Origin of the sequence: Comamonas brasiliensis (genome assembly GCF_018292285.1) — a bacterium.
GTDB classification, from domain to species: domain Bacteria; phylum Pseudomonadota; class Gammaproteobacteria; order Burkholderiales; family Burkholderiaceae_C; genus Comamonas; species Comamonas brasiliensis.
In genome coordinates this window covers 745,992-768,797 of record NZ_JAANES010000003.1, presented here as the reverse complement: position 1 = coordinate 768,797, position 22,806 = coordinate 745,992, and the positions used below count along the sequence as shown (strand labels likewise).

Genomic DNA, 22,806 nt, shown 5'->3' with positions numbered 1-22,806 from the left:
ATCCCGTGCATCACATGCAAATCCGAACATGACAAGCGCCGCACCCCGCATCTTGCTGATTGAAGACGACGCCAGCATCCGCCGCTTTGTGCGCCTGGCACTGGAGGACGAAGGCTGGCAGGTGTTCGAGTCCGAAACTGCCAGGCGCGGCCTGATCGAGGCCGCCAGCCGCCAGCCCGATGCCGTGGTGCTGGATCTGGGCCTGCCCGATGCCGATGGCAAGAGCGTGATTGCCGAGCTGCGCAGCTGGAGCCAGCTGCCGATTCTGGTCCTGTCCGCGCGCGAGCGGGAAGAAGAGAAGGTGGCGGCGCTGGACGCTGGTGCCGATGACTATCTGACCAAACCCTTTGGCGTGCCCGAGCTGCTGGCCCGGTTGCGCGTGATGCTGCGCCGCCGCCAGCAGGCGTCAGCGGCAGACAAGCCCGGCAGCTGTGCGCGTTTCGGCACGGTGGTGGTGGATCTGGCGGCGCACGATGTCAAGCGCGACGGAGTGGCCGTGCACCTGACGCCCATAGAGTTCCGTCTGCTGGCGACCCTGATTGCCGGCCATGGAAAGGTGCTGACGCACCGCCAGCTGCTGCTGCAGGTCTGGGGGGCGGAGTATCTGGACCGCCCTCACTATCTGCGCGTGCACATGGCCAATCTGCGCCAGAAGATAGAGAACGATCCGGCCCAGCCCCGGCATCTGGTAACCGAGTTGCAAGTGGGTTATCGCTTGGTGGGACTGGAAGGCTGATTCCTTTATAATCGCCGTCCATCCGAGGAGCGTTGCAGCGTTCCCCAGCCAGCCATGAGCTGGTCTGCGCGGGGCGTGAGGCTCGGATTTCATCCCGCAACGACGCTCGCCCACGCTTTCTGTGCGGTGAGCCGGTTTATTCCCCCTCTGCTGCAGAACGTGGTTTTTCATTCAAGATTTGGAGAAAACCATGAACGCTGCCGTGCGCTTCAACCCCGCTGATTCGGCCATTACCGATATTTCCCTGGCTGCCTGGGGCCGCAAGGAAATCAGGATCGCCGAAACCGAAATGCCCGGTCTGATGGCCGTGCGCGAGGAGTTCGCCGCTGCCCAGCCCCTGAAGGGCGCGCGCATCACCGGCTCGCTGCACATGACCATCCAGACTGCCGTGCTGATCGAGACGCTGACGGCTCTGGGCGCGCAAGTGCGCTGGGCCTCGTGCAACATCTTCTCGACCCAGGACCACGCTGCTGCCGCCATCGCCGAAACCGGCGTGCCTGTCTACGCCATCAAGGGCGAGTCGCTGGAAGACTACTGGAACTACACGCACAACATCTTTGAATTCGGCGCCAAGGGCACCGAAGGCGAAGGCCCCAACATGATCCTGGATGACGGCGGCGACGCCACCATGCTCATGCACCTGGGCAAGCGCGCCGAGCAGGATCTGTCCGTGCTGGCCAACCCCGGTTCGGAAGAAGAGCGTATCGTCTTCGCCGCCATCAAGGCCAAGCTGGCCGTGGACTCCACCTGGTACAGCCGCAAGTCGGCCCAGATTCTGGGTGTGACCGAAGAGACCACCACCGGCGTGCACCGTCTGAACGAAATGTCCGCCAACGGCAGCCTGCTGTTCCGCGCCATCAACGTCAACGACTCGGTGACCAAGTCCAAGTTCGACAACCTGTATGGTTGCCGCGAATCTCTGGTGGACGGCATCAAGCGCGCCACCGACGTGATGATCGCCGGCAAGGTTGCCGTGGTCGCCGGTTACGGCGACGTGGGCAAGGGCTGCGCCCAGGCGCTGTCCGCTCTGCGTGCGCAAGTGTGGGTGACCGAGATCGACCCCATCAACGCCCTGCAGGCCGCCATGGAAGGCTACAAGGTCGTGACCATGGAATATGCCGCCGACAAGTGCGACATTTTCGTGACCACCACCGGCAACAAGGACATCATCCGCCACGAGCACATGGTCGCGATGAAGGATGAGGCCATCGTCTGCAACATCGGTCACTTCGACAACGAAATCGATGTCGCATCGATCGAGAAGTACGAGTGGGAAGAGATCAAGCCCCAGGTTGACCACATCACCTTCCCCGATGGCAAGAAGATCATTCTGCTGGCCAAGGGCCGTCTGGTGAATCTGGGTTGCGCCACCGGTCACCCCAGCTTTGTGATGTCCAACTCCTTCGCCAACCAGACCCTGGCGCAGATCGAGCTGTTCACCCGCCCCGACGCCTACGAGGTGGGCAAGGTCTATGTGCTGCCCAAGGTGCTGGACGAAAAGGTGGCTCGCCTGCACCTGAAGAAGGTGGGCGCACAGCTGACCGAGCTGACCGAAGCGCAAGCCGCCTATATCGGCGTGAAGAAGGAAGGCCCTTACAAGCCTGAAACGTATCGCTATTAACTCCCCCTGAGGCGCTTTGCGCCTTCCCCCTCTCTGGCTTCGCCGGAGGGGGACGACAGCCTCGCTGGGGCAGCCCTTGCTGCGCGGCGGCGCTTGCTCGCTGTTACTGGTGTGGATAGCGCCAGCATCGAGGTCGTCGTGGTTTTATTTGATAGCTGCTTGCGCACGTTATGTATTGATTTCAGATGGATATTTATCTGAAATCAAGCTGTATCAAGCGAAAGCAGCTATCTAAAAAGATTTCTTTGCCCGCTGCACCTTTGTGCAGCGCTTGGCACCGGTTTATTTCAAAGGAAGCGACGCTATGCGCGCAGATGTTTTTTTGGTTGAAGCAGGTCATGCTGCCACCCGTTCCCAGGCCCAGCGCCTGATCGCCTCGGGTGTGGAGTGGCGGCTGACGCCTCTGGCGCCCTGGAAGAAAGTGGCCAAGAACGGCGATGACATTCCTGCCGGTGCCGAGCTGCAGCTGCTGGACGCCGCCGAGGCCAAATACATCTCGCGCGGCGGGCTCAAGCTCGAGGGCGCGCTGGCCGCGACCGGCCTGAGCGTCAAGGGCTTGCGCTGTCTGGACGTGGGCCAGAGCACGGGCGGCTTCACCGATTGCCTGCTGCAGGCCGGTGCTGCCCAGGTCATCGGCCTCGACGTGGGCCACGGCCAGCTGCACGAGCGCCTGAAGAATGACGAGCGCGTGGTCTGCGTCGAGGGCTTCAATGCCCGCGCGCTGACGCCCGAGCTGCTGGAGAAGGCCTGCGACGAGGCGCTGTGCGAAGTCATCGAGGAAGAAGAGGACAACGACACCCAGCCCGTCGCTCCCTATGCCTGGATGCGCAACGGCGGTCAGGTCGATGAGGACTATGACGACAGCGACGATGCCAAGGAGCAGGATGTCGAGAGCTTCAAGGCCGAGCGCGCCGCCAAGGCCAAGGCCCGGGCCGAAGGTCTGGCTCCGGTGGAACTGCGCCGCAAGCCAGGTACCGAGAATATCGACATCACCCCGGCATTTGATTTTGTGACCGGCGATCTGTCCTTCATCTCGCTGACCCTGGTGCTGCCTGCCGTGGTGCAGCTGCTCAAGCCCCATGGCCAGTTGCTGATGCTGGTCAAGCCGCAGTTCGAGCTGCAGCCCGGCCAGATCGGCAAGGGCGGCATCGTGCGCGACACGGCCTTGTACGCCGAGGTCGAAAAGCGCATTCGCGACTGCCTCGGCGATCTGGGGCTGAGCGTCAAGCAGTGGCTGGACTCGCCCATTGAGGGCGGCGACGGCAATCACGAATTCTTCGTCTGGGCCCAGCAGGGCGCTGAAGTCAAGGCTCCGGCCCCCGTCGTTGCCGACGAAGCGGCTGCGGCCAGGCCGGCCGTCAAGGCGGCCGCCAAGCGCCCTTCGCGTGCCGACATCAAGGCCCAGCGCGCCAAGCAGGAGCTGTATGAAGACCCCGAGGTGGCCAGCTTCGGCCAGCCAGGCCCGGCACGCAGCAAGCAGAAAAAGCGAAACGAGCGTTGAGTAGAAAGCGCAAGCCGCGCTGAGCACAAGAGCGTGGCGGGTGCCGAGCCTTCGGAGCCCGCCCATGACCCAGGATTCAGAGACATAGACCGCCATGAGCTTTCCCGTCAGCTTCGAGTTTTTCCCTACCAAGACGCCCGAAGGCGCTGCCAAGCATGTGGGCGTGCGCCAGGCCCTGTATGCGCGCAAGCCCGAGTTCTGCTCCGTGACCTATGGCGCGGGCGGCTCCACCCAGGCCGGCACCTTCACCATGGTGCGCGACATCCAGAACGAGGGTGTGGGCGCGGCCTCGCACTTCTCCTGCATCGGCGCCACGCATGAAAAAGTGCGCGCCGAGCTGAACGAACTCAAGGCCATGGGCGTCAAGCGCATCGTCGCCTTGCGCGGTGACCTGCCCAGCGGCTACGGCCTGGGCGGCGAGTTCCAGTACGCCAGCGATCTGGTGGCTTTCGTGCGCCAGGAGTTCGGCGACTGGTTTCACATCGAAGTTGCCGCCTATCCCGAAACTCACCCTCAAGCAAAGTCCCCTCGCAGCGATCTGGACGCATTTGTTGCTAAAGTGCGCGCTGGTGCAGATTCCGCCATCACGCAATACTTCTACAATGCCGACGCATACATGCGCTTTGTCGATGAGGTGAGGGCTCTGGGGCTCGACGTGCCGGTCGTGCCAGGAATCATGCCGATTACCAGCTCTACACAGCTGATGCGCTTCTCGGATGCATGTGGTGCCGAGATTCCGCGCTGGATTCGTCTGCGTCTGCAGGCGTTCGGAGATGACACCGCTTCCATTCGTGCGTTCGGTCTGGATGTCGTGACTCATCTATGCGAGCAGTTGCGCAGCCAGGGTGCTCCCGGGTTGCACTTCTATACGATGAACCAGAGCGTCGCCACTCTGGAGATCTGCGACCGTCTGGGTCTGTAAGCCAAAAGCTTGCCGGCCGCAGGCGGCCGGTCTTGGGCGGCTCTCACTTGAGCTTTCAAGGAGATTGCGCCCGTGCAACCGAAATTTTGGCGCTTGCGTTGTTGTCAGTGGATAGGTCTTGCCGTCGTTACCGCGACCATGGCCGGTTGCGCTCCACTGCCGGAAAAGCCCGAGGAACAGGCCCCCGTCGCTCAGAGCCAACCCCGAAAAAAGGGCGCGCAGCCCACGGTCTCCGCCCCTCTGCTTCCCGACGCCTATGCGCGCAGCAACTATCGCGACAAAGGCCTGGGCGTCAAGGCCAACAAGCCTGCGGATGCCGACAAGGCAGACCTGCCCGAAGACAGCAACAAGTATGAGTTGAGCCCTCCTCGCGAAAGCGACCAGGCGGGCCTGGCCTCCTGGTATGGCGAGCAGTTCCATGGCCGCAAGACGGCCAGCGGCGAGCGCTTTGACAGCATGGACATGACGGCAGCGCACAAGACCCTGCCTTTCGGAACGCGTGTCTGCGTGCGCAGCTCCGTGACCGGCAAGAGCGTGGTGGTGCGTATCAATGACCGCGGCCCCTTCGCGCCCGGCCGCGTCATCGACCTGAGCAAGGCCGCAGCCCAGGAGCTGGGCATGCTGGGCCTGGGCATCAAGCCTGTGGAGCTGTGGCAGCTGGAGGCCGACGAAGACGAGTGCCCGGCCACGCTCAATGCGTCGAGCCGAAAGCGTCACCCTAGCGTGGCGCAGGGTGCTGCCGCCGCCAAGACGCGTGCGGCGTCCGCTAAGCAGCCCACGCGCAAGGTGTCACAGACCGCCAAGCGCAAGCGCTGATTTCCGGAAACGTGCCCTTGGGATAGGGCTGCATTCACGGCCTTTGCGGCCGCAATCAGCCGCCCGACTCCAGCGTGAATCCTGCATTGCTGTCCTGGCCCAGCAGCTTGACCAGCTGCGGCATGGCGGGCTTGAGCTGCTCCTTGAGATTGAAGGGCGGGTTGATCAGGAACATGCCGCTGGCGGGCAGGCCGCCGCGCTCGGAGGTCTTGTTGCTCTTGACCGTGAGCGTGGCATGCAGCCAGCTCTTGCCCGCCTTGGTGGCCATGGTCTTGAGGCGCTTGGGCAGATCATGGGCCTCGGGGCGCGGGATGATGGGGTACCAGACGGCGTAAGTGCCGGTGGAAAAGCGCTTGAGGCCGTCCGCCACCATATCCAGCACGCGGCCGTAGTCGGTCTTCAATTCGTAGCTCGGATCGCAGAGCAGCAATGCGCGGCGCGAGGGCGGAGGCAGGAATTTCTTCACGCCTTCGAAGCCATCCTCGTGCAGGATGGCGACCTGGCGCCGGACTTCCAGCTGGGCCATGTTGCCGGTCAGCGAGCGCATGTCCGTGGGGTGCAGCTCGAAGGCCTTGAGGCGGTCATGGCCGCGCAGCAGCGCCTGGGAGATGAAGGGCGAGCCGGGGTAGTTGCGGATGGCATTGCCCTGGTTGAAGCGGCGCACCATCTGCAGATAGTCCTGCAGCACCGGAGCCAGCTCGGCCTCCTTGGCGGCAGCCAGGCGCAGCACGCCTTCTTCGGCCTCGCCACTCTTGCTGGCGTAGTCGCCGTCCAGGCGGTACAGGCCGGCTCCGCCGTGGGTGTCGAGCACCGTCAGCGCAGCCTCTTTTTGCGTGAGGTATTGCACGGTGGCAATCAGAACGGTGTGCTTGAGCACATCAGCGTGATTGCCTGCATGAAAGGCGTGGCGGTAACTGAACATAGAGATGGATGGTAACCAGCAGGGCAAGAGGGGAACAGCACTTTTTACCCTGTGGTCTTTAAAGGCTGTCGGCGCCTGGGTGCAGAGGGAGAAACAGGCGCTAGGGGCTGTTTCACAACAGGCTGCTGCACGAAAACACGCAGATTCTGGCGTTTTTGTATAATGGCGGGCTTCGCAGCGATTTTATGGTTCCCGCGGCGAAGGCTTGGGCCAAGTTTAAATTGGTCCGAGTAACCCCGCCTAAGAGGCTTCCTTTAAAAGACCTGTCTTTTTCAAGAAGAAGCACCGACCGCGGAAAAGGGACCGCCAAACCCTCTTGAAAGAGAAAACTCATGTCTACATTCAGCGCAAAGCCCGCTGAGGTGCAACACGAGTGGTTTGTGATTGACGCCACCGATAAGGTGCTCGGACGTGTCGCCAGCGAAGTGGCACTCCGTCTGCGCGGCAAGCACAAGGCCATTTACACACCTCACGTTGACACCGGTGACTACATCGTCATCATCAACGCCTCCAAGCTCAAGGTCACTGGTACCAAGAACCTGGACAAGGTGTACTACCGTCACTCCGGTTTCCCCGGTGGCATCACTGCTACCAACTTCCGCGACCTGCAAGCCAAGTTCCCTGGCCGTGCTCTCGAGAAGGCCGTCAAGGGCATGCTGCCCAAGGGTCCTCTGGGCTACGCCATGATCAAGAAGCTGAAGGTTTACGGCGGTGCTGAGCACCCCCATACCGCACAGCAGCCTAAGGCTCTGGAAATCTAAGGAGACCTAGATGATTGGTGATTGGAACAATGGCACAGGCCGTCGCAAGTCCAGCGTCGCTCGCGTGTTTCTGAAGAAGGGCTCCGGCAAGATTACTGTGAATGGCAAGGACATTCAGCAGTACTTCGGTCGCGAAACCTCCATCATGATCGCAAAGCAACCCCTGGTTCTGACTGAGAACCTGGAGACTTTCGACATTCAAGTGAACGTCCATGGCGGCGGCGAATCCGGTCAAGCCGGTGCAACCCGTCACGGCATCACTCGTGCCCTGATCGACTATGACGCAGCTCTGAAGCCTGCACTGAGCCAAGCCGGCTTCGTGACTCGCGACGCTCGTGAAGTCGAACGTAAGAAGGTCGGTCTGCACTCCGCACGCCGCGCCAAGCAGTTCTCGAAGCGTTAATCCGTTTCCCCTGCAGGAAAGACTCTTCGGAGTCTTTTCAAGAAAAGCCGCCTCGAATGCAAATTCCTGGCGGTTTTTTCATGGGCGGCCGCAGCCTTGTCCAGCGCTTGCGCAAAGCCCCCACTTGCACTGGCGACAAAGAGATACGGCCGGTATTCCCGAGCCCCTTGCTGTACCATTTCAGGCAATCAAGAAACTACGGAGTAATGCCATGAGCGCCGTTGCTGAAACCACGACCACCGAAATGCCTTCCCCCATCGTCTTCACCGACAGCGCTGCTGCCAAGGTGGCCGATCTGATTGCCGAAGAAGGCAATCCCGATCTGAAGCTGCGCGTTTTTGTGCAAGGTGGTGGCTGCTCCGGTTTCCAGTACGGTTTCACCTTCGACGAGATCACCAACGACGACGACACCACCATGACCAAGAACGGTGTCTCGCTGCTGATCGACTCCATGAGCTATCAGTATCTGGTGGGCGCCGAGATCGACTACAAGGAAGATCTGCAGGGTGCCCAGTTCGTGATCAAGAACCCCAACGCCTCGACCACCTGCGGTTGCGGCTCCAGCTTCTCGGTCTGAGTCGAATGATTGTCTGCGCGCCGGCCGCTCTGGTCTGGCGTTCGCATATTGCTTAAGCCGCTGCGAGTCAGCGGCTTTTTTATTGCCGCCTTGTTCCGGAGCTGCCCATGGGTGAGATGCCCGTCACGCACCATAGTGCCCCCCACAAAGAAAGACTGCTGTGGCTGGTGGCCATAGGCTTTTTCATGCAGTCGCTGGACGCGACCATTCTCAACACGGCGTTGCCGGCCATGGCGACCGAGCTGGGCGAGAGCCCGATGAAGATGCAGTCCGTCATCGTGGCCTATGCGCTGACCACGGCCATGCTGATTCCGGCCACGGGCTGGGTGGCCGACCGCTTTGGCACGCGGCGCGTCTATGGCTGGGCGATAGGCCTGTTTGTGCTGGGTTCGGTGCTGTGCGCGCTCTCGCCCAGCCTGCCGTTTCTGATCGCGGCACGCGTGGTGCAGGGCGTGGGTGGCGCCATGATGCTGCCCGTGGGGCGGCTGGCCGTGCTGCGCACCTATCCGCGTGGCGAGTTCATTCGCGCCATGAGCTTCATCGCCATTCCCGGCCAGGTCGGGCCGTTGCTGGGGCCGACCCTGGGCGGCTGGATGGTGGAGTACGCCAGCTGGCACTGGATCTTCTGGATCAATGTGCCGGTGGGCCTTATCGGACTGTGGGCCACCTGGCGCTGGTTCCCGCGCAGCGCGCCCGTTGCCGTGCACCGCTTTGACGGTACGGGCTACGCCATGCTGGCCTTTGGCATGGTGGCGATTTCCATCGCGCTGGACGGCCTGTCCGGCATGGGGCTGGGCATGGCGCTGGTGGTGGTGCTCATGGTGTTCGGTCTGGCCAGCCTGGCCAGCTACTGGATGCATGCGCTGCGCGTGGATGAGCCGCTGTTTGCGCCGGGCCTGTTCAAGGTGCGCTCGCTGCGCGTGGGCCTGCTGGGCAATCTGTTCACCCGTTTCGGCAGCGGCGCTGCGCCGTTCCTGATCCCGCTGATGCTGCAGGTCGGCCTCAAGATGTCGCCCATGAACGCGGGTCTGATGATGCTGGCCACGGTCACCGGCAGCATGCTGGTCAAGCGCATCGCGGTGCGCACGGTGCAGCGCTATGGCTACAAGCGCGTGCTGCAGGTCAACTCGGTGATGCTGGCCCTCATGCTGGCCTCGTTCGGGCTGGTGGTGCCGGGCACGCCGGTCTGGCTGCTGCTGGTACAGCTGTTCATCTTCGGCGGCTTCAACTCCATGCAGTTCTCGGCCATGAATTCGGTCACGCTCAAGGATATGGAGGGCGAGTCGGCCAGCAGCGGCAACAGCCTGCTGTCCATGGTGCAGATGCTGGCCATGAGCATGGGTGTGGCCCTGGCCGGAGCCTTGCTGACGGGCTTCAGCGATATGTGGCCGGCGCACAGCGACGAGCGCATGCAGGCCATTCGCGCCACCTTTGTGACGGTGGCCTTGATGACGCTGGCGGCCACGCTGGTGTTCAGCCAGCTCGATGCCGACGAGCCCGTGCGCCCCGCGCCTGATGGCGGCGATGCCTGAAAATTTGATAGCTTCTAGCGCTGGTCAGTAAACGATTTCAGATTGTTTTTAATGTGAAATCTTTTATTGAAAAGCGCTATTAGCTATTGATAAGGGAGCGTGACTTGGCTCCCGCTTCCTGGGACTTACCCGTAGGAAACCGGGTTTTGTACGGGTTCACCCTTGATTTTGGTCATGGATATATGACGCACTACATAGCCCCTATGAGCGCGTCCATATGAGAAGCTGCCCCTGCAGGCGTAGCCTTCGATCTTGACGAATGCTGCGTTTGGAATGCATCTTGCATGCAGGCATTCAATCTCACCCTGTCCCACGATCATGAGCACCAGTCAGAACTCTCAACCGATACGCTTCTTCCACCGTGGCGAGGTGGTGGAAGTGCAAGGCCCGCACCCCACACGCTCCGTGCTGCAATGGCTGCGCGAGGATGCCCATTGCACGGGCACCAAGGAAGGCTGCAACGAAGGCGATTGCGGTGCCTGCACGGTAGTCATCGGCGAGCTGGCCGAAGCCGGCGATACCGAGGCCGTCAACGGCCTGCGCCTGCAGACCGTCAATGCCTGCATTCAGTTTCTACCCAGCCTGCATGGCAAGGCCTTGTTCACGGTGGAAGACCTCAAGAGCCAGTGCGCGGGCAAGTCTGCCTGCGCCGGCAAGCCTGCAGGCCCGCAAAGCCTGCATCCGGTACAGCAGGCGATGGTGGAGTGCCATGGTTCGCAATGCGGCTTCTGCACGCCCGGCATCGTGATGACGCTGTGGTCGGCCTATGAGCACCACCAGCAGCAGGGCAGCGAGCCCACGCGCCAGCAACTGGCCGACGAACTCTCGGGCAATCTGTGCCGCTGCACGGGCTATCGCCCGATTCTCGATGCCGGTCAGCGCATGTTCGACCTGCCTGCGGTACGACTGGATACGGCGCCCGTGGTGGCTGCGCTGCAAGGCCTGCAGGCCGAGGCCGGCGACGCGGGTCTGAACTATGCGGCCCCCCAGGGCCTGCGCACCGACTTCTTCCACGCTCCGCGCACGCTGGCAGAGCTGGCCAGCCTGTGCGAGGCCAAGCCCAAGGCACGCATCGTGGCTGGCTCCACCGATGTGGGGCTCTGGGTCAACAAGCAGTTCCGCGATCTGGGCGACATGATTTATGTTGGCGATGTGGCCGAGATGAAGCGCATCGAAGTGCGGCCCGATGCTGAAGGCGGCGAGCTGTATATCGGCGCCGGGGCTTCGCTGGAGTCCGCCTGGAGCGCGCTGGTACAGCGCTGGCCCAGCCTGACCGATGTCTGGCTGCGCTTTGCCTCCACGCCCATCCGCCATGCGGGGACCATGGGCGGCAATGTGGCCAACGGCTCGCCGATCGGCGATTCGCCGCCGGTGCTGATGGCGCTGGATGCCCAGATCGAGCTGCGCAAGGGCGAGCGCGTGCGCCGCATGCCGCTGACGGATTTCTATCTGGACTACATGAAGAACCAGCTGGAGGCGGGCGAGTTCGTGCAGGCCCTGGCGGTGCCGCTGGCGGCCATGCAGCGCCAGGTGCGCGGCTACAAGATCAGCAAGCGCTTCGATTGCGATATCTCTGCGCTGTGCGCCGGCTTTGCCATCGAGCTCGATGGCGAGATCGTGCAATCCATCCGACTGGCATTCGGCGGCATGGCGGCCACGGTCAGAAGAGCGGCGGCGGCCGAAGCGGCCCTGCTCGGCAAGCCCTGGAGCCCGGAGAGCGTGAAGGCCGCGCAGGCCGCGCTGGCCCAGGATTTCAAGCCCATGAGCGATATGCGCGCCAGCGCCGATTACCGCCTCAAGGTGGCGCAGAACCTGATCCAGCGTCTGTGGCTGGAAACGCGCGCCGATCAGCCGCAAAGTACCGAGGCGACCAGTGTCTGGAGCGTGATGCCCCATGTTGTTCCTGCCACCGTGGAGCAAGGAGTCTGAAATGAACCACCCCCATGAACTGACGAATGAACTGGTGGCAGAAGCCTTTGCCGACTACCGCAAGAACCAGGCCTATCGCATCGACGAAGTGACCGAGGCCAAGGCCCATGACCAGGGCGCCCGCGTGGGCGTCAGCCGCAAGCACGAGTCCGCACACCTGCATGTGGCCGGCGAGGCCGCCTATATCGACGACCTGCCCGAGCTCGAAGGCACGCTGCACTGCGCGCTGGGGCTCTCGCCCGTGGCCCACGGCCGTCTGACGGCGCTGGCGCTGGAGGCCGTGCGCGCCATGCCCGAAGTGGTGGAGGTGATCACGGCAGCCGATATTCCCGGCGTCAACGACTGCGGCTCCATCATTCATGACGACCCCATCCTCTGCGACGGCGAGATCCGCTACGTGGGCCAGCCCCTGTTCGCCGTGATTGCCCGCTCGCGCGATGCGGCAAGGCGCGCCGCGGCCCTGGCCAAGGCAGCTGCCACCATTAGCGAGCTGCCGCCCGTGCTGACGCCGCGCCAGGCCCATGAGCTGGGACAGTACGTGATGCCGCCCATGCACCTGGAGCGCAGCACGCGCGAAGGCGGTGCGCGCGCCGCCATGGATGCCGCGCCGCACCGTCTCAAGGGCTCTTTCGATGTGGGCGGGCAGGAGCAGTTCTATCTGGAAGGGCAGATCAGCTACGCCACGCCCAAGGAAGACGGAGCCGTGCATATTCACTGCTCCACCCAGCATCCCAGCGAAATGCAGCACCTGGTGGCGCATGCTCTGGGCGTGGCTTCGCACAGCGTGCATGTGGAATGCCGGCGCATGGGCGGCGGCTTCGGCGGCAAGGAGTCGCAGTCGGCGCTGTTCGCCTGCGTGGCGGCCGTGGCGGCGACCCGGCTGCAAAAGCCGGTCAAGCTGCGTCTGGACCGCGACGACGACTTCATGATCACCGGTCGCCGTCACTGCTTCTGGTATGAGTACGAAGTGGGCTATGACGATGAAGGCCGCGTGCTGGGCGCCGAGATCTCCATGGTCTCGCGCTCCGGTCACTCTGCCGATCTGTCGGCGCCCGTGATGACGCGAGCGCTTTGCCATTTCGACAATACCTACTGGCTGCCCGATGTGCTCATGCATGGTTATATGGGCAAGACCAACACCCAGAGCAATACGGCTTTCCGTGGCTTTGGCGGACCTCAGGGCGCGATTGCCATCGAGAACATTCTGGATACGGTAGCCCGCAGCCTGGGGCGCGATCCGCTCGATGTGCGGCGCGTCAACTTCTACGGCAAGGGCGAGCGCAACATCACGCCCTATGAGCAGGTCGTGACCGATAACGTGATTCACGAGCTGGTGGCCGAGCTGGAGGAGTCCAGCGACTACCGTGCGCGCCGTGCGGCCGTGAATGCCTTCAACGCCGGCAGTGCCGTGCTCAAGCGCGGCCTGGCGCTGACACCGCTGAAGTTCGGCATCTCCTTCAATGTGGCCCACTTCAACCAGGCCGGTGCACTGGTCCATATCTATACCGACGGCTCGATTCTCGTGAACCATGGCGGTACCGAAATGGGCCAGGGCCTGAACACCAAGGTGGCGCAGGTGGTGGCGCATGAGCTGGGCGTGGCCTTCGAGAATGTGCGCGTGACGGCCACCGATACCAGCAAGGTGGCCAACACCTCGGCCACTGCGGCCTCGACGGGGGCCGACCTCAACGGCAAGGCCGCACAGGATGCCGCACACCAGCTGCGCGAGCGTCTGGCCGAATGCGCCGCACGCCTGCATGGCGGCGACGCCGGGGATGTGCGTTTTGCCAACAATGCGGTGCAGGTCAACGGCCAGAATGTGCCGTTTGCCGAGTTGGTGCGCGCAGCCTATCTGCAGCGTGTGCAGCTGTGGTCGGATGGCTTCTATGCGACGCCCGGGCTGCACTGGGACGGCAAGCGCATGAAGGGCCACCCCTTCTTCTACTTTGCCTATGGCGCTGCCGTCAGCGAAGTGGTCATCGATACCTTGACGGGCGAATGGAAGCTGCTGCGCGCCGATGTGCTGCATGACGTGGGCCGCTCGCTGAACCCGGCCGTCGATGTGGGCCAGGTGGAGGGCGCCTTTATCCAGGGCATGGGCTGGCTGACCACCGAGGAGCTGGTCTGGCATCCGCAAACCGGAAAGCTCACGACCCATGCGCCCAGTACCTACAAGATTCCCACGGCCAATGACTGCCCGCCGGTCTTCAATGTGCGCCTGTTCGAGGGCGACAACTATGAAGACTCCATCCACCGCAGCAAGGCCGTGGGCGAGCCGCCGCTGCTGCTGCCGTTCTCGGTGTTCTTCGCGATTCGCGATGCGGTGTCCGCCGCCGGCGAGCACCGGGCGAATCCGCCTCTGCAGGCACCGGCCACGTCAGAGGCCATCCTGAGAGCAGTGGAAGCCGTTCAAGGGCACACTGGCTAGTTTTTCCTCACAGGTGTTGTCGCCTTGCGGGGCGGCAGCCATTTGAGTCATGGCTGTTTGCCGCGGGGCAAGGCCATGTGCTGCGCCGTCCATTTGGCGGCGCAGGACCGGGCGCGTTCCTCGCGTTGCGCCTCGCATGCAAAACAACACGGAGACTATGCAATGAACTGGACAGAGCGGATATTCAAACTCAGGGAGCACAACACCAATGTGCGCACGGAACTGGTCGCAGGGCTGACGACCTTTCTTTCAATGGCCTACATCATGTTCGTCAACCCCTCCATTCTGGGGGATGCGGGCATGCCCAAGGGCTCGGTCTTTGTCGCCACCTGCCTGATCGCAGCGCTGGGGTCGACCATCATGGCGCTGTATGCCAACTACCCGATTGCGCTGGCGCCGGGCATGGGGCTGAACGCCTATTTCGCCTATGTGGTGGTGCTCAAGATGGGCTATACATGGGAGGCTGCCCTGGGGGCAGTGTTCGTCTCGGGATGTCTGTTCCTGATCTGTACGATGCTGGGCCTGCGTGAGCTCATCATCAAGGGCATACCGCAGTCCATACGTGTGTCCATCACCGTCGGGCTGGGACTGTTCCTGGCGCTGATCGCACTCAAGACCGCCGGTGTGGTTGCTGCCGACCAGAACACCTATGTGACGCTGGGCGATCTGCACAAGCCTGAGGTCATCATGGCACTGCTGGGCTTTTTGCTGATCGTGGTGCTGGACCGTCTCAAGGTGCCGGGCGCCTTGCTGATCGGCATTCTGGCCGTGACCGTGGCCTCGTTCTTCTTCGGCGGCAACACCTTCCACGGCATCTTCTCGGCGCCTCCCTCCATCGAGCCCACCTTCATGAAGCTCGACATCAAGACGGCGCTGACCACGGGCTTCCTCAACGTGGTGCTGGTGTTCTTCCTGGTGGAGCTGTTTGACGCCACCGGCACGCTGATGGGCGTGGCGCGCCGCGCCGGCCTGCTGGTGCCTGAGCGCATGGGGCGTTTCAACCGCTCGCTGCTGGCCGATTCGGGTGCGATTTTCGTGGGCTCCATCCTGGGTACTTCCAGCACCACCGCCTATGTGGAGAGCGCTGCCGGTGTGCAGGCTGGCGGTCGTACGGGCCTGACGGCTCTCACGGTTGCCATGCTCTTCCTGGCCTGTCTGTTCATCGCGCCGCTGGCCGGTGTCGTGCCCGGCTATGCCACCGCACCTGCGCTGCTGTTCGTGGCCTGCCTGATGCTGCGTGACCTGACGGAAGTGCAGTGGGATGAAACCACCGAAGCCATACCGGCAGTCGTCACCGCGTTGATGATGCCTTTCACCTACTCCATCGCCAACGGCCTGGCCTTCGGCTTCATCACCTATGCCGTGCTCAAGCTGTTCACGGGCAAGGTCAAGGAGGTGCACTGGATCATGTGGGTGATTGCTGCCCTGTTCCTGTTCAAGTTCATCTACGTCGGCGGCCACTGAGTCTTCAGACGCTGATCGAACCCGGCATGGCTCGAAGGAGACAGCCGGACAGGACATCCAAGATGCGAAAAGCAGTCCGGCTACTGGTGGGTCGGGCTGCTTTTTGCATTGCGCGCGTCAGGCCAGCCGATGGCTTGGGCCTTGATGGGCAGACGCCCGGATGGTCAGTCATTTCCCCGGGCCTCAACAACATTGATTTCATGAGCATATTGCCGAATCAAAGCTTGTTGTGCGTTCGTGTGCCTGGCCTCGATGGGCGTCTGCCGCCTTAAGTGCCTGACAGCAAAGCGAAATCCATGTGCGTCCGCCGGACCGGCAGCGGCGCTTGGATGAGTTGGTTGTTTCCAAATTTGAAATCTATATTTTTGAATCGATCGACGGCTCCCTAGCATCTGCCCCATTGCATACATGGGAGAAGAAAGTGGACAAGCGTCGATTTCTGCTGGCCGGGCCTTCATGGCTGGCAATGGCGGCAGCCGGCATCAGCGGTGCTGCGCATGCTGCGGTGGACGCCAAGACCAGGCTGGTCGTCGCTGACCAGAGCGAGTTGATTCGCCATCTGCTGGATGCAAGCGGCGAACGCAAGAAGACCGGCTTTCAGCTGGAGCTGCCCAATTTTGCCGGCGGTCCGGCCATCTTCGAGGCCATCCGCGCCGGAGCGCTGGACATGGCCTATGTGGGAGACACGCCTCCCATCCAGGCGCGCGCAGCAGGCGTGAACCTGCCCATCATCGCAACCTTCACCCGAGCCAGAGCGGAATATCGTTTGCTGCAACATGCCGGCGCCGGGGTGGAGCGCCTGGGCGATCTGCGTGGCAAGCGCGTGAGCTATGTCGAAGGCTCGGGTCGCCAGGTTTTTCTGATCGAGGCCCTGAACCGGGCGGGCCTGACGCTCAAGGATGTCACGCTGGTGCATCTGCGCGTGGCCGAACTCAACGATGCCCTGCGCGCCCGGGCCGTGGATGTCGCCACCATTGCCGAGCCGCATGTCACGCGGCTGTCCAGGCAGATCGGTGCGCGTGTGGTGCCTGATCCCCTGGAGCGTCAGCTGCTGCCTTCCACCTCTTATATCTATGCCCGTCCGGAGGTGCTGGCCGATCCGCAGAAGGCCGAGGCCATCCGCGAATTCCTGGCCTCCTTCGTGCGCGCGGGGCGCTGGAGCAATACCCATCGCAAGGAATGGGAGCAGCACTACCTGCGCAATTTCCAGCGCCTCGATGCCGAGAGCGCTGCGGCCATACAGGCGGCGCAGGCTCCGCTCGAGTTCCAGACCGCCGCACAGGCCCAGCCTCATCATCAGAAGCTCATCGACATACTGCACAGCGCCGGCAGTCTGCCCCGGCGCCTGGATGCCAGGGACTCCTTTGTGGCGAGCTATGACGGCGTGATCGTCGCCAATCGCTGAGGAGCTGCCTTGATGACTCCGATTCCTCTGGAAGCGCGCGTGGCCGGCTGGCAGTCTCAGACCGGAGCGCCGCTTGCCGCGCCAGACCGCAAAGCCCCGGCACTGGTGCCGGCCCGCCTGTCGCCGGGCATGCTGCTGGCCGGGCCGGCCCTGCTGCTGCTGGTATGGGAGGCCGCATCGCGGCTGGGCTATCTCTCGCCCGAGACGCTGACGGCACCGTCGCAGGCATTGCGCACAGGCTATGAAATGGCCCTTGATGGAAGCCTGCTGCCGCATCTGCTGGCTTCGGCCGGGCGAGCCTATACAGGGCTCTTTCTGGGCATTGTGGTGGGCGTGCTGCTGGCGCTGGCCGCCGGACTGAGCCGCACCGGCGAGGCCCTGATCGATGGCCTGGTGCAGATCAAGCGGGCCGTTCCCACGCTGGCGCTGATTCCTCTCGCCATCATCTGGCTGGGCATAGGCGAGGCGATGAAGGTCTTCCTTATCTTCACCGCCGTGCTGATTCCCATCTATATCAACACCCATGCAGCGCTGCGCAGCATAGACATCGGTCATGTGGAGCTGGCGCAGACGCTGGGACTGTCGCGTGCCGAGTTCATTCGCAAGGTGGCCCTGCCGGGCGCCTTGCCGGGCTTTTTTGTCGGCCTGCGCATGGCGGTCTCGCTGTGCTGGACGGCGCTGGTGGTGCTGGAGCTGATCAACACGCAGACCGGCATCGGTTACTTGATGAACCGTGCGCGCGACTGGGGGCAGACCGATGTGATCGTGGTGGGCATTCTGATCTACGCGTTGCTGGGTCTGCTCTCCGACGCCGCGGTGCGTCGCCTGGAGGCACATGTGCTGTCCTACCGGAGGTCGCTGGGATCATGAACCGTCCATCATTGGCAGGTGCCGTGCACCTGCATGGCTTCAGCCGCAGCTTTCATGGCAAGCAGGTGCTCGACGATCTCGAGCTTGATATTGCGCCGGGGCAGTTCGTGGCGCTGCTGGGAGAGTCGGGCTCCGGCAAGACCACGCTGTTGCGCGCATTGGCCGGTCTGGATGCCGAGGCTCGGAGTTCGGGGATGGCGGTTGCACATGGCAATGTGTCCGTGCTGTTCCAGGACTCGCGCCTGCTGCCCTGGCTGATGGTGCTGGACAACCTGACGCTGGGTCTGGACGCGCAGGCTGCCCGGCCTGCCGCGGTGCAATTGCTGCGCGAGGTGGGGCTGGCAGACAAGGCTGCGGCCTGGCCCGCCAGCTTGTCGGGCGGGCAAAAGCAGCGCGCGGCGCTGGCTCGCTCCTTGCTGCGCGAGCCGCATGTGCTGCTGGCCGACGAGCCTTTCGGGGCCCTCGATGCGCTGACCCGCCTGCGCATGCAGGGCCTGCTGCGGCGCATGGTGGAGCGCGTACGCCCGACGGTGATCCTGGTGACCCACGATGTGGACGAATCCCTGCTGCTGGCAGACCGGATTCTGGTGCTCAGGGACGGAAAGATCGCCGAAGACCATGCGCTGGATCTGGCCCATCCGCGGCGCCCCGACCACCCCGCTTTCATGCAGCTGCGCGCGACCTTGCTGCGCAGTCTGGGTGTGGAAGCCGAACTTGTCTGAAAGAAGCTGTGCCATGACGCGACAACTACACCTGAACCTGTTTCTGATGACGCGAGGCCACCATGAAGGTGCCTGGCGTCACCCCGGCGCCAATCCCAAGGCCTTGACCGATCTGCAACTGTATGTGGATGCTGCCCGTATTGCCGAGGCCGCCAAGTTCGATGCCGTGTTTCTGGCCGACGGGCTGGTCGGGCCCGACAGCGGGCAAATGGCCTCTTCGGGTCAGCTCGAGCCGTTGCTGCTGCTGGCGGCGCTGGCGCAGCATACCGAGCGTATCGGGCTGATCGGAACGGCTTCCACCACCTACAGCCTGCCCTATACGCTGGCGCGGCAGTTCGCCACGCTGGACCACCTGTCCAAGGGCCGTGCAGGCTGGAATATCGTGACCTCCTGGCTGCCCCGGGCCGGCGAAAACTACGGGCTGCAGCAGAATGTCGAGCATGCCGAGCGCTACCGCATCGCCGAGGAATTCGTGGCCGCAGTGGATGCGCTGTGGCGCAGCTTTCCGGGCGCTGCGGTGGTGGACGATGCCGCATCGGGTCAGTACCTGGACATCGGCCAGGTGCGCCCCGTCAACTATGCGGGCACGCATATCCGTACGCGCGGACCGCTGAATGTGCCGGGCAGTCCCCAGGGGCGTCCGGTACTGGTGCAGGCCGGGCAGTCCGATACCGGCCGGGCCTTTGCCGCGCAATGGGCCGAGGCCATATTCACGGCGCATGGCAGCAAGGAGTCGGCGCAAGGCTTTTATGCCGATATCAAGGGACAGGCGAAGGCGCTGGGGCGCCGGGCCGAGGATATCGTGATCCTGCCGGGCATCAGCGCCGCGATCGGCTCCACGGAGTACGAAGCCCGCCAGGTGTGGGAGGAGCTCGACAGCCTGACCAGCATCGAAGTGGGGCTGGGACGTCTGTCGGCCCGCTTTGGTGGCCATGATTTCAGCAGCCTGCCGCTGGACCGCCGACTCACGCGCGATGACTTTCCCGACCCCGCGCTGGTGGAGGCTTCCAAGAGCCGCGCCATAGGCTATGTGGAGACCACGCTGCGCGACGGGCTCACGCTGCGTCAGCTGCTCAAGCGGCTGGCAGGCGCGCGCGGGCATCTGGCGATTGCCGGCACGCCCGAGCAGGTGGCGGATACGATCGAAGACTGGTTCCGCACGGGCGCTGCCGATGGTTTCAATGTGATGCCACCGGTGATCACCCAGCAGCTGGAGCTGTTTGCCAGCGAGGTCGTGCCGATTTTGCGCAAGCGTGGGCTGTTCCGCAGCGACTACCAGAGCAGCACGCTGCGCGGCCATTTCGGCTTGCCCGATCTGCCGGCCGTGCAGCACAGACTGCAGGCGGATGCCGCAGTAGCGGCCTGAACCTGCAGGCGGGCCGGCGGCCGCACGGTCAAGCGGGGTGGATGGCGCCCAGAATGCGCAGGCCTCTCGCGCCCGTCACGTTGGCCAGATTGCCGGGCAGGCCCAGCAGGCACTGGCGTGCCAGCCAGGCAAAGGCGGCTGCTTCCACTTCCAGCGGGGGCAGGCCGCGCTCTGCCGTGGAGACTACCTTCACGCCCGGCAGCAAGGCGGCCAGGCGCTGCATCAGATAGGTGTTCAGTGCACCGCCGCCGCAGACCAGCAGTTCGGTGCCGCCCCTGCCGAAACGCTGGACGGCATGGGCGCAGCTGGCGGCGGTGAATTCTGCCAGGGTCGCCTGTACATCGACCGCGGCGGCCTGCACCGCATGCTGCTGCAGATGCCGCTCCAGCCAGTCGGCGTGAAACAGATCGCGCCCCGTGCTCTTGGGCGGCTCCTGGGCCAGATAGGGATCGCCCAGCATGGCGGCCAGCAGCTCGGGCAGGACCTTGCCGCTGGCAGCCCACCGGCCGCTCTCGTCATAGCTCTTGCCGGTATGGCGCAGGCACCAGCCGTCCATCAGCGCGTTGCCGGTGCCGGTATCGAAGCCGAGCACCTCGCCGTCGGCGCCCAGCACGCTGAGATTGGCAATGCCGCCGATATTGAGCACCAGGGCTGTTTCCCCTGGCTTGCCGAACACGCTTTGGTGAAAGGCCGGCACCAGTGGCGCACCCTGACCGCCGGCCGCCACATCACGGCTGCGCAGATCGGCGACGACGGTGATGCCGGTCAGCTCGGCCAGCAGGGCGGGGTTGTTGAGCTGAAGCGTATAGCCCGTGCCATCGAACATCTGGGGGCGGTGGCGCACGGTTTGCCCGTGGGCGCCTATGGCGGCGATCTGCCCGGCCCGGGCGCCGGCAGTGGTCACCAGCTGCTGCACCACCTGCGCATAGTGGCGCACCAGTGCATTGGCGGCCAGGGCGGCGCGATGCAGTTCATCCTGGCCGTTGGCAGTATTGAGGGCCAGCAGCTCTGCGCGCAATGCCGCGTCGAAGCCGCAGCTGGCATGTTGCAGCACCTGGGTGCCACGGCTGAAGTCCACGAGAACGCCATCGACGCCATCCAGCGAGGTGCCGGACATCAGGCCGATATAGAGAGGGCTTTGGGCGGCTTGTTCAATGGCATTGGGCATGGCAGATCGGAAGGTAGGCTTACGGTTTTACTATCTTAGCTGTAGCGTTCGGTGTATGTCTGATGGGCGCTGCGAACGATCTTCATGCGGAAATGAAAAAGGGCTGCAATCTGCAGCCCTTGGTGTGCGTGGCGACGCTGGCTCAGCGCGCGCTGGCCACGGCATACGATTGCGTGCCGGCGTTGAGTTCGATGCGCATCTGCGCGGCCTGCTGCTCGAAGGCCGGGCGGGCGGCCTTGGAGATGGGCTGGGCGGCGTCGGTGATCTGGGCAATGGTCAGCGGATCGCGCTGTTCGCCCTTGTCGCGGAACTCGAAGTGCAGATGAGGGCCGGTGGCCCAGCCCGTGGAGCCCACGGCGCCGATGATGTCGCCCTGGTCCACGCGTTGACCGCGCTTGACGTCGATGCGGCTCAGGTGGGCGTAGACGGTGGTGTGTTGGTTGGCGTGGTCGACAAAGATCACATTGCCGTAGCCGTTCTGCACGCCGGCAAAGGACACGACGCCGTCGCCCACGGTGCGCACCTTGGTGCCGGTGGGAGCCGCAAAGTCGGTGCCCAGATGCGCGCGCCAGGTTTTCTGGATGGGGTGGACGCGCATGGAGAAGCCGCTGCTGATGCGCGAGAACTCCACGGGATAGTTCAGATAGGCCTGGCGCAGGCTCTTGCCGTCCAGCGTGTAGTAGGCGCCCTTCTTGCCGGCTTCCTGGAACCACATGGCCTGATGCGACTTGCCATTGTTGTAGAACTCGGTGCTCAGCACGCGGCCGGCACGCAGTGGCTCGCCATCGGCTTCCAGCGATTCATAGACCACGGCAAAGCGGTCGCCCTTGCGCAGGCCGCGGCGGAAGTCCAGCTCGCCCTGGAAGATGTCGGCCATCTGCATGGAGATGCTGTCGGGAATGTCGGAGGCATCCGTGGCGGCAAAGAAGGAGGAGCGAATCACGCCACCGGCCAGACGGGGGCTGGCCGTGAGCTTGCCGGTCTCGATCTTGGATTGCAGCTTGCCGTCGACGCGCTCAACGGTCAGGCGTTGGAAGCTGCCATCTTCGCCAGGAGCCCAGCGCACGGTCAGCTGGCTCAGTTGCTGGTCGGGCGTGGTTTCGGCGGACACCAGGCGGCCGGCCCGGCCCAGCACGTTCTGGCGCACGGCATCGTTGCTGCGCATGAAGGCTGCGGCCTGCGGATCGGCAATGCCAAGGCGCTGCAGCAGCGACTCGGTCGTGTCGTTGGCACGGGTGTATTCGGAGCGATAGAGGGAGAAGGACTGCAGATCCGTCAGATCGGCCAGATCCTGGCCTGCGGCCAGGGAGGTGACGGGTTCGGTCAGTGTGCGTACGGGAAGGTCGGCGGGGTCGGGCCCCAGGCTGGCCACTGCAAAGGCACCGCTGCCACCGGTCAGCAAAACAGTCGCCAGAGCGGCCGTGGCGCGCTTGGGGTGTTTTTGCAGAGCCGATGTCAGCCGTGCGAGCAGAGCACCGCCGGCATTTTTCAAGCCAGTCATCAAAACATCAAATCCTTGGGAAAGCGTGTCGGTGGAGTTGGTATTTGTTACGACTGACACGTCTCCAGCAGCTCTACCGTGCCATAAGTCCATCCAAAGAGGTCTTTATGAGGGAGCAGTCTAGAATTGACCGTAACACCAAACCTCCAAGTATATCGGCCG

The 22,806-nt window shown here is 63.5% G+C and carries 19 protein-coding genes and 1 riboswitch; of the genes, 16 read left to right on the top strand and 3 right to left on the bottom strand.

Translation table 11 applies throughout. The annotated features are described in order from the left end of the window. Positions 1-28: 28 nt before the first annotated feature. The 5 genes from DJFAAGMI_RS16155 to DJFAAGMI_RS16135 all read left to right on the top strand — a co-directional run bounded on the left by DJFAAGMI_RS16155 (position 29) and on the right by DJFAAGMI_RS16135 (position 5,596). Positions 29-736 (top strand): response regulator, encoded by a 708-nt coding sequence (locus DJFAAGMI_RS16155; protein ID WP_211457886.1) that lies wholly within the window; start codon positions 29-31, stop codon positions 734-736. Between the two features lie 18 nt (positions 737-754). Next, positions 755-851: riboswitch (S-adenosyl-L-homocysteine riboswitch) on the top strand. Between the two features lie 75 nt (positions 852-926). Beyond that, complete coding sequence (gene ahcY, locus DJFAAGMI_RS16150) at positions 927-2,357, top strand: adenosylhomocysteinase (RefSeq protein WP_211457885.1); 1,431 nt, start codon at positions 927-929, stop codon at positions 2,355-2,357. 304 nt (positions 2,358-2,661) lie between these two features. Further along, entirely contained in the window at positions 2,662-3,858 is a 1,197-nt protein-coding gene (locus DJFAAGMI_RS16145) for a TlyA family RNA methyltransferase (RefSeq protein WP_211457884.1), read from the top strand. A 94-nt stretch (positions 3,859-3,952) separates the two neighbouring features. Beyond that, positions 3,953-4,780: a methylenetetrahydrofolate reductase [NAD(P)H] gene (gene metF / locus DJFAAGMI_RS16140; protein WP_003061724.1), complete on the top strand. Its 828-nt coding sequence runs from the start codon at positions 3,953-3,955 to the stop codon at positions 4,778-4,780. A 138-nt stretch (positions 4,781-4,918) separates the two neighbouring features. Beyond that, a complete protein-coding gene (locus DJFAAGMI_RS16135) occupies positions 4,919-5,596 on the top strand; it encodes a septal ring lytic transglycosylase RlpA family protein (RefSeq protein WP_211457964.1) in 678 nt (225 codons plus the stop codon). A gap of 55 nt (positions 5,597-5,651) precedes the next feature. On the opposite strand, the gene DJFAAGMI_RS16130 is transcribed toward DJFAAGMI_RS16135, so the two are convergent. Beyond that, positions 5,652-6,518, bottom strand: a complete 867-nt coding sequence (locus tag DJFAAGMI_RS16130; RefSeq protein WP_211457883.1) for a 23S rRNA (adenine(2030)-N(6))-methyltransferase RlmJ — start codon at positions 6,516-6,518, stop codon at positions 5,652-5,654. A 332-nt stretch (positions 6,519-6,850) separates the two neighbouring features. Here DJFAAGMI_RS16130 and rplM point away from each other — a divergent pair, with 332 nt between their 5' ends. The 11 genes from rplM (at position 6,851) to DJFAAGMI_RS16075 (ending at position 19,975) form a co-directional block, all read left to right on the top strand. Then, positions 6,851-7,279 (top strand): 50S ribosomal protein L13, encoded by a 429-nt coding sequence (gene rplM / locus DJFAAGMI_RS16125; protein WP_003059004.1) that lies wholly within the window; start codon positions 6,851-6,853, stop codon positions 7,277-7,279. Between the two features lie 10 nt (positions 7,280-7,289). Continuing rightward, complete coding sequence (gene rpsI, locus DJFAAGMI_RS16120) at positions 7,290-7,682, top strand: 30S ribosomal protein S9 (protein WP_003059002.1); 393 nt, start codon at positions 7,290-7,292, stop codon at positions 7,680-7,682. 211 nt (positions 7,683-7,893) lie between these two features. Next, positions 7,894-8,259, top strand: coding sequence for an iron-sulfur cluster insertion protein ErpA (gene erpA, locus DJFAAGMI_RS16115; RefSeq protein WP_003059000.1), 366 nt, complete (start codon positions 7,894-7,896; stop codon positions 8,257-8,259). A 101-nt stretch (positions 8,260-8,360) separates the two neighbouring features. Beyond that, positions 8,361-9,791, top strand: a complete 1,431-nt coding sequence (mdtD, locus tag DJFAAGMI_RS16110; protein ID WP_407716222.1) for a multidrug transporter subunit MdtD — start codon at positions 8,361-8,363, stop codon at positions 9,789-9,791. Positions 9,792-10,109: 318 nt separating this feature from the next. After that, a complete protein-coding gene (xdhA, locus tag DJFAAGMI_RS16105) occupies positions 10,110-11,720 on the top strand; it encodes a xanthine dehydrogenase small subunit (RefSeq protein ID WP_211457881.1) in 1,611 nt (536 codons plus the stop codon). 1 nt (position 11,721) lies between these two features. After that, the gene (gene xdhB, locus DJFAAGMI_RS16100) at positions 11,722-14,148 is read left to right on the top strand and encodes a xanthine dehydrogenase molybdopterin binding subunit (RefSeq protein WP_211457880.1); all 2,427 of its coding nucleotides are present in this window, start codon (positions 11,722-11,724) and stop codon (positions 14,146-14,148) included. Positions 14,149-14,310: 162 nt separating this feature from the next. Next, positions 14,311-15,612: an NCS2 family permease gene (locus tag DJFAAGMI_RS16095; RefSeq protein WP_003058992.1), complete on the top strand. Its 1,302-nt coding sequence runs from the start codon at positions 14,311-14,313 to the stop codon at positions 15,610-15,612. A 421-nt stretch (positions 15,613-16,033) separates the two neighbouring features. Next, positions 16,034-17,017, top strand: coding sequence for an ABC transporter substrate-binding protein (locus DJFAAGMI_RS16090; RefSeq protein ID WP_349305236.1), 984 nt, complete (start codon positions 16,034-16,036; stop codon positions 17,015-17,017). A 12-nt stretch (positions 17,018-17,029) separates the two neighbouring features. Further along, positions 17,030-17,887: an ABC transporter permease gene (locus tag DJFAAGMI_RS16085; protein ID WP_211457879.1), complete on the top strand. Its 858-nt coding sequence runs from the start codon at positions 17,030-17,032 to the stop codon at positions 17,885-17,887. Further along, entirely contained in the window at positions 17,884-18,609 is a 726-nt protein-coding gene (locus tag DJFAAGMI_RS16080; RefSeq protein WP_211457878.1) for an ABC transporter ATP-binding protein, read from the top strand. Before DJFAAGMI_RS16085 ends, DJFAAGMI_RS16080 begins: the two co-directional genes overlap by 4 nt. Positions 18,610-18,622: 13 nt before the next feature. Beyond that, positions 18,623-19,975 (top strand): LLM class flavin-dependent oxidoreductase, encoded by a 1,353-nt coding sequence (locus DJFAAGMI_RS16075; protein WP_211457877.1) that lies wholly within the window; start codon positions 18,623-18,625, stop codon positions 19,973-19,975. Positions 19,976-20,003: 28 nt separating this feature from the next. On the opposite strand, the gene DJFAAGMI_RS16070 is transcribed toward DJFAAGMI_RS16075, so the two are convergent. After that, on the bottom strand, positions 20,004-21,143 hold the full coding sequence (locus tag DJFAAGMI_RS16070) for an anhydro-N-acetylmuramic acid kinase (RefSeq protein ID WP_211457876.1): 1,140 nt from the start codon (positions 21,141-21,143) through the stop codon (positions 20,004-20,006). Between the two features lie 142 nt (positions 21,144-21,285). Further along, a complete protein-coding gene (locus DJFAAGMI_RS16065; RefSeq protein WP_211457875.1) occupies positions 21,286-22,644 on the bottom strand; it encodes a M23 family metallopeptidase in 1,359 nt (452 codons plus the stop codon). Positions 22,645-22,806: the final 162 nt, after the last annotated feature.

Excerpts from the sequence above, each read along its gene's own strand:
- xdhA (WP_211457881.1), top strand. The coding sequence starts at position 10,110 with ATGAGCACCAGTCAGAACTCTCAACCGATACGCTTCTTCCACCGTGGC.
- DJFAAGMI_RS16080 (WP_211457878.1), top strand. The coding sequence starts at position 17,884 with ATGAACCGTCCATCATTGGCAGGTGCCGTGCACCTGCATGGCTTCAGC.
- ahcY (WP_211457885.1), top strand. The coding sequence starts at position 927 with ATGAACGCTGCCGTGCGCTTCAACCCCGCTGATTCGGCCATTACCGAT.
- DJFAAGMI_RS16135 (WP_211457964.1), top strand. The coding sequence starts at position 4,919 with ATGGCCGGTTGCGCTCCACTGCCGGAAAAGCCCGAGGAACAGGCCCCC.
- xdhB (WP_211457880.1), top strand. The coding sequence starts at position 11,722 with ATGAACCACCCCCATGAACTGACGAATGAACTGGTGGCAGAAGCCTTT.
- metF (WP_003061724.1), top strand. The coding sequence starts at position 3,953 with ATGAGCTTTCCCGTCAGCTTCGAGTTTTTCCCTACCAAGACGCCCGAA.
- DJFAAGMI_RS16085 (WP_211457879.1), top strand. The coding sequence starts at position 17,030 with ATGACTCCGATTCCTCTGGAAGCGCGCGTGGCCGGCTGGCAGTCTCAG.
- erpA (WP_003059000.1), top strand. The coding sequence starts at position 7,894 with ATGAGCGCCGTTGCTGAAACCACGACCACCGAAATGCCTTCCCCCATC.
- DJFAAGMI_RS16065 (WP_211457875.1), bottom strand. The coding sequence starts at position 22,644 with ATGACTGGCTTGAAAAATGCCGGCGGTGCTCTGCTCGCACGGCTGACA.
- DJFAAGMI_RS16145 (WP_211457884.1), top strand. The coding sequence starts at position 2,662 with ATGCGCGCAGATGTTTTTTTGGTTGAAGCAGGTCATGCTGCCACCCGT.
- DJFAAGMI_RS16095 (WP_003058992.1), top strand. The coding sequence starts at position 14,311 with ATGAACTGGACAGAGCGGATATTCAAACTCAGGGAGCACAACACCAAT.
- DJFAAGMI_RS16070 (WP_211457876.1), bottom strand. The coding sequence starts at position 21,143 with ATGCCCAATGCCATTGAACAAGCCGCCCAAAGCCCTCTCTATATCGGC.
- DJFAAGMI_RS16155 (WP_211457886.1), top strand. The coding sequence starts at position 29 with ATGACAAGCGCCGCACCCCGCATCTTGCTGATTGAAGACGACGCCAGC.
- DJFAAGMI_RS16075 (WP_211457877.1), top strand. The coding sequence starts at position 18,623 with ATGACGCGACAACTACACCTGAACCTGTTTCTGATGACGCGAGGCCAC.
- DJFAAGMI_RS16130 (WP_211457883.1), bottom strand. The coding sequence starts at position 6,518 with ATGTTCAGTTACCGCCACGCCTTTCATGCAGGCAATCACGCTGATGTG.
- rplM (WP_003059004.1), top strand. The coding sequence starts at position 6,851 with ATGTCTACATTCAGCGCAAAGCCCGCTGAGGTGCAACACGAGTGGTTT.
- rpsI (WP_003059002.1), top strand. The coding sequence starts at position 7,290 with ATGATTGGTGATTGGAACAATGGCACAGGCCGTCGCAAGTCCAGCGTC.